This window comes from Arthrobacter sp. Soil_N43 (assembly GCF_057655195.1).
Genome location: NZ_JBDGML010000103.1, coordinates 47,405 through 57,619 on the forward strand (window position 1 = coordinate 47,405; position 10,215 = coordinate 57,619).

The 10,215-nt window shown below is 68.7% G+C and carries 8 protein-coding genes and 1 pseudogene; 4 read left to right on the forward strand and 5 right to left on the reverse strand.

The window, feature by feature from the left end; all coding sequences use genetic code 11:
• Nucleotides 1–64: 64 nt before the first annotated feature.
• From AC3A3W_RS13965 to AC3A3W_RS13975, 3 genes are all read right to left on the reverse strand, one after another.
• Nucleotides 65–208 (reverse strand): hypothetical protein, encoded by a 144-nt coding sequence (locus tag AC3A3W_RS13965; RefSeq protein ID WP_487443632.1) that lies wholly within the window; start codon nucleotides 206–208, stop codon nucleotides 65–67.
• Nucleotides 209–380: 172 nt separating this feature from the next.
• Nucleotides 381–3,053 (reverse strand): ATP-dependent helicase HrpB, encoded by a 2,673-nt coding sequence (gene hrpB, locus AC3A3W_RS13970; RefSeq protein ID WP_487443633.1) that lies wholly within the window; start codon nucleotides 3,051–3,053, stop codon nucleotides 381–383.
• Nucleotides 3,054–3,096: 43 nt separating this feature from the next.
• Complete coding sequence (locus tag AC3A3W_RS13975; RefSeq protein WP_487443634.1) at nucleotides 3,097–3,477, reverse strand: VOC family protein; 381 nt, start codon at nucleotides 3,475–3,477, stop codon at nucleotides 3,097–3,099.
• Between the two features lie 193 nt (nucleotides 3,478–3,670).
• Between AC3A3W_RS13975 and AC3A3W_RS13980 the strand changes: the two genes are divergently transcribed.
• Both AC3A3W_RS13980 and AC3A3W_RS13985 read left to right on the forward strand, forming a co-directional pair.
• A complete protein-coding gene (locus AC3A3W_RS13980; protein WP_487443635.1) occupies nucleotides 3,671–4,297 on the forward strand; it encodes a hypothetical protein in 627 nt (208 codons plus the stop codon).
• A gap of 42 nt (nucleotides 4,298–4,339) precedes the next feature.
• Nucleotides 4,340–5,158, forward strand: a complete 819-nt coding sequence (locus AC3A3W_RS13985; protein WP_487443636.1) for an alpha/beta fold hydrolase — start codon at nucleotides 4,340–4,342, stop codon at nucleotides 5,156–5,158.
• Here AC3A3W_RS13985 and AC3A3W_RS13990 read toward each other — a convergent pair.
• Complete coding sequence (locus AC3A3W_RS13990) at nucleotides 5,155–7,641, reverse strand: PEP/pyruvate-binding domain-containing protein (protein WP_487443637.1); 2,487 nt, start codon at nucleotides 7,639–7,641, stop codon at nucleotides 5,155–5,157. The genes AC3A3W_RS13985 and AC3A3W_RS13990 overlap by 4 nt on opposite strands.
• Nucleotides 7,642–7,806: 165 nt before the next feature.
• On the opposite strand from AC3A3W_RS13990, the gene AC3A3W_RS13995 reads away from it, so the two are divergent.
• Entirely contained in the window at nucleotides 7,807–9,000 is a 1,194-nt protein-coding gene (locus AC3A3W_RS13995) for an MFS transporter (protein WP_487443642.1), read from the forward strand.
• Between the two features lie 36 nt (nucleotides 9,001–9,036).
• Nucleotides 9,037–9,900, forward strand: coding sequence for an alpha/beta hydrolase (locus AC3A3W_RS14000; RefSeq protein ID WP_487443638.1), 864 nt, complete (start codon nucleotides 9,037–9,039; stop codon nucleotides 9,898–9,900).
• 54 nt (nucleotides 9,901–9,954) lie between these two features.
• On the opposite strand, the pseudogene AC3A3W_RS14005 reads toward AC3A3W_RS14000, so the two are convergent.
• A pseudogene (locus AC3A3W_RS14005) lies at nucleotides 9,955–10,215 on the reverse strand (hypothetical protein); the annotation flags it as partial.

Below are 10,215 nucleotides of genomic sequence, written 5' to 3' on the forward strand. Positions count from 1 at the left end.
CAATAGGGAGAGGCGTGCCACTGTGGAACCGGGAGCCGGAGCCTGTCACAGGACGCGACCAGCCTCAGGCGTCGTCGTGCCACCATCCTTCCCAGGCGCTGGACGTCAGCTGGCCGCTGGGAAATTCGGTGACACCCGTGCCGGCTTGTGCCTGCGGATCGTCGTCATGCGGACTGAAATCGAGAAGGAAGTTGCTCCAAAGCATCATCGTTGTGTCCTTTCATGCGGACCGGGACCACGTTGTCCCGGTTGGCATTAGCGTAGCCGGGCAATGTTTCACCGCGGGGACAAAACGTTTCAGGTTTGTATCCGGGATCTATCCGGGTCCCGCGGACATCCGTGCCGTCGCCTCCGGGGCCAGGGAACACGGCGTTCGGGGGTTACATCCGGGCTTTCGTCCGCGCCGTGGCCGGTGCGGTCCACGGGTCCTCCGGCCAGGGATGCTTCGGATAACGTCCTCGCATCTCGGCGCGGACCTGTGCGTAAGGTCCGGACCAGAACGATGCGAGGTCATCGGTTACGGCCAGCGGACGCCGCGCCGGCGAGAGCAGGTGGAACAGCACGGGAACTGCACCGTCCACCAGCCGCGGGGTCTCCGCCCAGCCGAAGCATTCCTGGAGCTTGACCGCCACCACGGGCCGGCCGCCGTCGTCGCCGACATCCGGGTAGTCGATCCGCACGCGGGAACCGCTCGGCACCTCAAGGCCTTCCGGGGCCAGTTCACCCAGCCGTGCCGCGTCCGGCCACGGCAGGAGCCGGCGCAACGGGTCTGCCAGCTCGATTCTGTTCACCGGGGTTCCGCCGGCCATTGCCTCAAGCTCCGGGGCCAGCCATTCGTCCAGCCGGGACAGCAGGGCCTGCTCGGAAACGTCCGGCCACGGCGCACCCAGTTCCCGGTGCAGCAGGGCGAGCCGGCGGCGCAGGGCGTCGGCCGCCGTCGACCATCCGATGGTTCCCAGCCCTTCACGCTCCAGCGCCCGGGCCACGGCCGCCCGCCCCTCCCCGGCTGTGGGCCGCACCGGGGTTGAGGAAAGGACTATCGCTCCCAGCCGGCGTTCCCTTCTGGCAGTGACCTTTCCCTGGCTGAAGCCGGCTTCCACCGTCTCGCCCAGCAGGTTCCGGGCGGCGGCCTCGGCCGCGTCCGCGGTAAGCGGCGCCGCGGAGCGGATGACGGCTCCGGTGCCGGCCGCATCCCGCCCGCCGGCCCGGGACACCTCGGCGACAGCCAGCCACTCGTGCCCGGACAACGCGCTGCCCGACGGCAGGCCAGCCCGCGTGCCGGAGGCCAGCAGGTAGCGCTCCGGTCCGGGGCCCGGAACGCGGCGCGCCACCCGGTCCGGAAACGCGAGGGCGACGACGGACCCTACGGCTTCCGCCGGCGTCAGCGGCTCGGCGGGCCGGGACTGGGCCCGGCCGGAGGTTTCCGTGCCGGACGCCTCCTGGCGTGCCATCGCCTCCATGCGCCGGGCTTCCTCGGCCCAGCGGCCGGCGGCCGGATCCCTGCCACCGCGGAGCGCTGCGAGCAGGCGCGGAAGGTCCGCACCTGGCGCACGCTGGTCTCCGGATACGACGGCGACTGTCTCCGCCGCGGTGCGTGGGCCCACGGTGGCGGCGCCGTCCAGCAGCGCGCGTCCCAGCCGCGGGTCGGCCGGGATCCTGGCGAGGATCCTGCCCAGCGGCGTGGCATGGCCGTCGGGCTCCACCGCCCCGAGTTCCCGCAGCACCTCGACGGCGTCGTCCATGGCTGCCTTCGGCGGCGCGTCCGGGAGGGCCAGTCCGTTCCCGCCTGGGGATCCCCAGCAGGCCAGGACCAGGGCGGCGCCGGTCAGGTCCGCCGCAGCGATCTCCGGGGTCCGGTGGGCCGGCGCAGCACCGAAGGTCTTCTGGTCGTAGCAGCGGACCACTGTTCCGGGACCCTGGCGGGCGGCCCGTCCGGCACGCTGCTCGGCGGACGCGCGCGAACAGGACACGGTCACCAGGCCGGACATGCCGCGGTTGGTGTCGCGGCGCAGTTCGCGGGACAGGCCGGCGTCGATGACCAGCCTGACCCCGGGAACGGTGAGGGAGGATTCGGCCAAAGCCGTCGAGACGACGATCCGCGCGGGGCCGCCGGGCTCCCGTCCGGAAACGGCGCGGTCCTGCTCCGCCGGGCCGGCCTGGCCGTGCAGCTCCAGCACTTCAGCCTTGACCCTGGTGCGCAGCCGGGCTGCCACGTGGGACACCTCCCGGGCGCCCGGAAGGAACACCAGGGCGTCGATGCCAGGGTCTGTTTCGAGGGCGTGGGAGTGGGCGGCGGCCGTGGTGTCCGCGACATGGTCCAGGAAGGGGCGGGTCACGCCCCGGCTGTCCAGCCGGGGCACGGCCGCGGGCGCCCAGTCCACTGTGAGGGTGTGCAGCGCCGAAGGGCAGTCGACGACGGGAACCGCCCCGCCGCCGTCGTTCTCCCCCAAGAGCGCGGCGAACCGCGGCGCGTCCAGCGTGGCCGACATGGCGACGAGCGTGAGGTCGCCACGCAACACCCGGACCTCTGCGAGCATGCCGAGAAGGAGGTCGGTGTCCAGCCCTCGTTCATGGACCTCATCGAGGATCACTGCACCGGTGCCTTCCAGCCCGGGATCCGAGAGCAGGCGGCGCAACAGGATGCCCGGAGTGACGAACTCGATCAGTGTCCCCGAGCCCGTCTTGCGCTCGCCGCGGACCGTATACCCCACCCGGTCACCAAACCGGCTGCCGTCCAGCGCGGCAAGACGCCGGGCCGCCGCGCGCGCGGCAACACGGCGGGGCTGGGTCACCACCGTGCGCGGCACCTTGCCGCCCGCCTGGCCGGCTTCCGGAGGTGACCCGCCGGAGAGGAGGTTGGCGAGCAACGGGGGAACCAGCGTGGTCTTGCCTGTGCCGGGCGGGGCCTGCACCACCGCGGCACCGGCCGGGCTGTCCGCACGCAGCGCGGCGGCGAGCCGCCCCAGGGAGTCCGCGAAAACCAGGCCGGCACCGATGGCTCCCAGGTCAAAGGGGCCAGGGGTGCCTGCAGGGTTCAGGGCAGCGGAAGTCACCCGTCCATTGTGCACGGATCAGGCAGCCACGCCGGTCACACAGCTACGGGCGCTGGAAGAGGCTGAGGATGTTGCCCTCGGTGTCCAGGAACCAGGCGGCCTTTCCGGCAGTGCTCGTGGCGATGCCGTTCTCGGTCTTCAGCCCCGGGAAGTCATAGTCCTCAAAAACAACACCCCGGCCCCGCAGCTCCTCAACCTCGGCCTCGAGATTGTCGGTGGTCCAGCTCAACTGCGTGTTCTTCGCCGTACCCGCGTTGTCTGTCAGATACAGCAGGAACGACGTTCCGTTCCCGCAGGTGTACAGCAGGTTCTCTTCGTCCAGGGTCTCTGAGGGTTCCAGGCCGAGGACATCCCGATAGAAATCCCTGGCCCTGGAAATGTCCTTCGCGGGAAGGACAGCGATGACTTCACGTTCCTTAAGCATGATGAATTTTCTCCTTCTCACCCAGGTCCCCGGGGAGCTGCCCGATAGGCACGGCGACATTCGGAGGCGTGCCGGAAGGTCCTGTGCGCACCATCGTAGGCTTCCGCGTCCGGTAGTCAATGCCGCAACGCAACACGTCAGATCACGATCAAATCCCCGCGGTAGGGCGCGGGAAACGACGCCCGGGAGGATAATGGCACCGAAGCCAATTGCCAGCGCTGACAAGGGGGTCCGGATGTATGGGCTTCCGCGGATCACGGTGGAGGTTCCGGTAACCAGCATTGGGTCCGGCCCTTCCGATTACGAGGAGCTGGGCAGCTACGTCGTCGGGCTGCGCAGGCAACAGGGCCTGCACCTCACCCTGCTGCACATTGGCATCCTTGCGGACTTCGCACAGGACGTCACTGAGTGGACCAAGGGATCCACCAGCGCCGAAGCGGCCACCCGCAGGACAGTTGCCTGGCTGAAGGGGCTGCCCATACTGGACGGATTTTCGGGCAGTGCCGCCCGGCTGATCGTCTTGGGCGGCGGCCACGTGTGCGGACTCGAAGTGGACGTGCCTCAGCACGTTCGGGACTTTCAGATGATGCTCGTGCAGGCGCTGCACGAACTGCTGGAGGACCTTCTCGTGGACAACGTTGATGACTTTATTCTCAGCTCACGCGCCCTCGGCTTCCGGTATCCACGCTGGGTCCCGCACGTCGCCGTCGGACGTCCAATGTCGCGCACCGGCCACTGGGAGATCCGGCCGCTTGCGATCGAATTCGGCGAATCACGGATCAGGAACCGTCAGTCCCTCCCGGCTGTCGACGCCGACTAAGGCGCCCTTCCGCTGTAAAACCCCGGCACCTAGGCTGGAGCTATGTCCAGGCTCAGCGTCAACGGCGTGGATCTCCACTACGAGGAACACGGTCACGGGATCCCGCTCCTTGGCCTGCACGGGACGCCCGGTTCGGCGGCGATGTGGACGGACGCCGCCAGGGAGCTCGCGCTGCACGGCCGGTGCATCATCTATGACCGCAGAGGCTTCTACCGCAGTGCCCCTCCTGCGCCCTTCGGCACCCTGGACCTGATTGACCACGTCGACGACGCTGCCGGTGTGCTGGCCGCACTGCACGCGGGGCCCGCCGTCGTGATCGGCCGCAGCACCGGCGGCCTCATCGCCATCGAACTGGCCCGCCGGTTTCCCGACAAGGTGAAGGCGCTGGTTCTCCTGGAACCGGCCTTGTTCACGCTCGATCCGCTCGCTGACGCCTGGGCACGCGAACTGCGGCTCAGAGTGCTTGAGCAGTCCGCCGGGCAGCCCGGCCAGATCGCGGAGGCGGTGATCCGGGCGGCCCTGGGCGACGCCGCCTGGGAATCATTCCCGGAGGGCATCAAGCAGATTTTTGCAGCGACCGGGCCGGCCGTCCTCGCGGAAATCAAGGGCCACGGCATGGACCTCAGCGAGGACGCGATGGAGCTGGACGAGGACCAACTCGCGGGAATCCGCCGGCCGGCGCTCATCGTCACAGCCCAGGATTCAATCGAGGCATGCCGGCTGGTGAACGCCAGATTGTCGGGCGCCCTGCCCTTTACCCAGACCGTGCTCGTCACCGGCAGCCATCTCATCAACCCGGCGCACCCCGCGGTCCTGGACTTTGTGGACCGCATCGCCGCCAGCGAAGACGCCTGGGCTTAGAGCTCACGCGCTGCTGGGAAGACCCGGCCGGTACTCCCGTCGACTCTGACCAGGTCCCCGTTCCGCAGCACACTGGTCCCGAATCCGGTCCCCATGACCGCCGGTATTCCATACTCTCTGGCAACGATGGCAGCATGCGAACCGATGCCGCCAGCGTCCACCACGACGGCGGCGGCCCGCTGGAACAGGGGGGTCCAGGAGGGATTGGTGTACGGGCAAACGAGGACCTCGCCGCTGCGCAGAAGCCCGAAATCGGCCGGGCCACGGATGATCCTTGCCTCTCCGGTGGCCTGACCCCGGCTGGCAGGCACACCGGAAACCAGGACACCGGGCGGCCGGCGCCGCTGCCGGAACAGCACGGCCGGATCCAGCAGCGGAATGCCGTCCAGCTCACGGCGCTTGGCTGCCCTGTCCAGCACGAGCCGGCGGTACCGGTCCCGCTCCGACGGCGGGAGCGCACCGGGGTCGGTGATTGCGGCCAGCTCTTCGTACCGCAGGTGGTGGACCTCCTCCGGATCCGCCAGCACGCCAGCCGCGCAAAGCCTGCGGCCCAGCTCAAGCAGGGCGCGCCGCAGCGGCGGGAGAACCATCGTGGCGTAAAAGTGGCTGTCTTCGCGGAAGGCCATGCCTGCTTTCGCCGCATCTACGACGGACAGAAGATGCCGGCGCAGCGGCTCGAAACGAAGGGCGGGATGCCGCGACAGCTCCGCCAGCGCCCCTCCGGTCTGGTCCGCAGCCGCGCGCCGCTCGCCCAGCATCGCGGTAATCAGGCCGAGGACCACCTCCGGCGCATCGGACCAGGTCGGGGTACTGCTCAACACCACGCTGACCGTTTCGCGGTGACCGTACTCGGCAAGGAACGCCCTGAACTCCGCGGCGAACTCCCTGAACTCCTCGTTGTGCCCTAGCGGGTCCAACAGTTCACCGGGCCGGAGTCCCCTCAAGGCACGCTCCAGCCTCGGGCTGGACCGCACGCGCTCGGCCAAATCCTCCAGGGCCCGGTTCGCCTGGCTCGTGCGGGTTTCGGCGCCGGCGATGAGGGCCGAGGCAAGCCGCGGCTTTCCCAGAAGCAGCAGCAGCAGGCGCAGCTTGAGCACGGAGATCGCAACGCCGGGAAGATAGGACTTCCGAAGCTCGGTGATCCCCCGCATCGCGTCGAAGGCACCGTCCGCGAGCGCCATGACTTCGCGCCAGGACTGGGACTTCGGCTCGGAACCCTTTAGCCGCCGGACGTTCTCCAGGAATGCCGCGAACCTGGGGTCCTCGTTCCATCGGGCCGGATCGAACTGCCGTGCCCGGCGCGCCAGCGAGACCGGCGCTCCCAGGACGCGCAGTGTGGTCCTCGGCACGGGCGGTACCAGCCGGATCACCACCCCGTCCTCTTCCTGAAGGATCTGTGCCACCGAGGGGAAGAGGATGCCGACACTGTCCGCCATGCCATGGAGCATCGCCAGGATCCCGCGCTGCATCCAGCCCGATACGTCGAGGGGATAAGGACGCTCCTGGAACATCTCGACGAAGAACGGGCCCACGAGCCGCTGGAAGCGGCTGAGCCGCAGCGGCTGCGGCGGAAGGGCGGTCATCGGCCTGGCTTGGAGCAGGTAGAGGCGGCCCCCGGCGATGGCCCATTCCATGTCCTGCGGCCTGCCGAAATGGTCCTGCACGCCGCGCGCCAGCCGCGCCAGTTCCGTGAGCTGCTGCCGAGTGAGGGCGGGCCCGGTGCTCCCGGGTCCGGCGTACTCCCGCGTGCCGCCGCCGGCAGCAGCCCGGATGGCCACCTCCCGACCACCCGGAGTGAACGCCCTGACCCGGCCGCTGCCGTCCAGGACATAGTGTTCCGGCGTGACTCGTCCGGAAACCACAGCCTCGCCCAGCCCCGGACTCGCGTCAACGACGATGTCGCCGCGTTCGCCGGTCACCGGATTGGCGCTGAACATGACACCGGCGGTGTCCGCGGAAACCATCTTTTGGATCACGACGGCGATCGCCGCCTCGCCCGGGGCGATCCCTTCCCGCTCCCGGTAGGCAATCGCGCGGTCTGTCCACAGGGAGGCCCAGCAGCCGGTGACCGCCGCAAGCACTGCATCCTCGCCGAGCACATTCAGGTACGTGTCGTGCTGTCCGGCGAACGCGGCGCCGGCCAGGTCCTCGGCGGTGCCACTGGACCGGACCGCCACCGGTCCGGCGCCCAAGGAGGCGTACGCGGCAGAGATTTCCGCCCGGATCCGCTCCGGCATGGCGGCGCGGGCAAATTCGTCCCGGATCAGGGATCCGTCTGACCCGGATTCCAGCAGCTGGTCCAACGTGAGGCCCAGTCCGGTGTCCGCCAGCAAGGCGGCGTAGGCGGAGGTGGTGAGGACGACGCCGGGCGGCACCGGGAAGCCGTGCCGCACCAGTTCACCGAGGTTGGCGCCCTTGCCGCCGGCGCGCGCCACATCTTCTGCGGCGAAGTCGGCCAGCGGGCCGGTCATCTTCTCAGTCATCTGCCGCTCCTGGCCAGCGCGAGGGTTTCCTGATGTAGAGGCTACCCCTCGCCGCCGCGGAGGATCGCGGACGCCTCAGCGGTGCTGGAATGTGACGGGCGCAACAAAAGGGCTTTGACAGGGCAGCCCTGCAGGGTCTTTCATGGAAGGCGCTTACCAAGGGTGATGCCGGTCGAAAAAAGTGCACTGCCCATCGGGGCGTTCTTCCTCGGCCAGTGGGGTGACAGGCACGGCCGGAAGAACGTGCTGGTTCCTGCCATGCTGTTGATGGGCGTGTCAACGTTCGCGGTGGCTCTGCTGCCCACTTACGGCCAGGTTGGCATCCTGGCGCCTGCCCTGCTGGTTGCCCTGCGGCTGGTCCAGGGTTTTGCCGTGGCAGGGGAACTGAGCGGCGCCAGCGCAATGATCGTGGAGCACGCGCCCTTCGGCCGGCGCGGCTTCTATGCGAGCTTCGCCCTGCAGGGCACGCAGGCCGGGCAGATTGTCGCGGCTGCGGTCTTCCTCCCGCTCTCGGCCGTGCTCTCCGACGAAGCCTTCAAATCCTGGGGATGGCGCATTCCCTTTCTTCTCAGTGCCCTGGTCGTGTTCGCCGAATACATGATCCGGCGGAAGGTCGAGGAAACTCCTGTCTTCGAGAAGGAGAAGGCGCACCGGGAGATCCGCAAGGCGCCAATTGTCCAGGTCATGCGCGAAAGCGGACTCAACGTACTGCGCGCGGTCTGTATGACACTGGTCAACGTCGTTGGCGTGACCGTGGCAGTCTTCGGCGCGGCCTATGCCACGCAGCCGGGCTACGGCGTCGGCATGAGCACGAGCGTATACCTCTGGATCCCTGTCCTGGCCAACGTGGTGGCGCTGGCTCTCATCCCCTGGTTTGGAGATCTCTCCGACCGGTTTGGCCGCCGGCCGCTGATGATTGTCGGGTCCCTGGGATCCGGCGCCCTGGCCTACGCTTACCTGCACGCGGTCAGCCAGAACAATGTTGTGCTCACTGTGGTCTTGGCGATCCTCATGTGGGGCACGCTCTATCAGGTCTGGAACGCGACGTTCGCCAGCTTCTTCCAGGAGCTCTTCCCATCCCGCACGCGTGTCACAGGCTTCGCTGTCTCGCAGAACATTGGCCTTGTGCTCACAGCGTTCCTGCCCACCCTCTTCGCAACCGTAGCCCCGCCGGGGTCCGCGAACGTACCATTTGTCATCGGGTCCATTTGCTTTGGAATCACGATCATCGGCGCGATTGCGGCGTGGTCTGCCCCAGAGACCCACCGCATCCCCCTCAACAAGCTGGGCACCCCGGACGCGGTGCCCATGCCCCGCGAGGAGTACCACCGCCTCCGGATGGAGGCCGGCAACCGGTAGCCGGTAAACACCCTTCACCCAGGGACGGCAGGAACGATGAACTACAGCGCAGAAGCGGTGCTCCACGACGGGTCCAGCATTCCCATCGCCGTCAGCGGCGCGGGCCGGGCGCTCCTCATCCCCGCGAGGGTCGCGCCCCGCACTGAGTCCGAGGCGCAGACGATGCGCGCCTGGGGCGCCGACCCGGACCTGGGGCCGAACCTTGTAGCGGGCCTGTCCCCGTACTATCGGGTGGTCGCGGCAGACTACGAAGGGCACCGGATGGCGCACCCGGCGCCGGATACCCTCACCCCGGAGAACGTCACCGCGGATCTCCTGGCCATCGCCGACGCGGCAGACGCTGGCGAGTTCGCGTATTACGGGTACTCACGGCTCGCCCTCTGCGGGCTGCAGCTGGCCACCCGTACCAACCGTCTCTGGGCGCTGATCATGGGCGGCTTCCCGCCCCTCGACGGTCCATACGAGAGCATGCTCGCGGTCACCAGGGCAGCGCACTCCATGGCAGCCAAGGCCCCGGCGCAAGCACCTTCCGCTGACGAGGCTCCCGAGCCGGGCGACTGGGATTCCGCGACGATCCAAACGGACGAGGCACAGACCCGCCAATTCCTGACGCTCTACGAAGCGCTGCAGGACTTCGATGATGCAGCAGCAGCGGTGGTTCCCGGCCTGCCGCGGTTGGCATTTGCAGGAGCAAACGATCAAATCGACTACTCGCCGCTCTGGGGAGGCGTGCAGGTGAGGATCGGCGCGCCCCTTGCGGCCCATGAGCGGGAGCTGACAGCGGCAGGCTGGGACGTGCGCGTACTTCCCGGCCTTGACCACTTGGGCGCCATGCACAGTGGCGTGGTCGTTCCCCTCATCACGGCCTGGCTCGAAAGCGTGGCGCAGAGGCACGCCTGAGCGGTCGCATTAAGGCTGGTCCGGCCTGCACGTCACGGCGGCCGGACCTTTCCCTCAACCAAGGCTGCCGCCCAGCAGGAGGGCCCGCTGCCTGGGATCCCCCGCTGCCGCTGCGGCGGCCGCCGCCAGACCGAACGCGCCGTCCATCACGGCACTGTCGGCGGATGCGGAGGACCCATAGGCGGCGAAATCCGCCGTGTGATGGGCTGCGCCGCCCACGTCGTAGCCGAGCAGCGGATGGATGCTTGGCACCAGTTGCGAGACATTGCCCATGTCCGTGGAGGCCACCGGACTCTCGTTGAATTCGACGCGCCT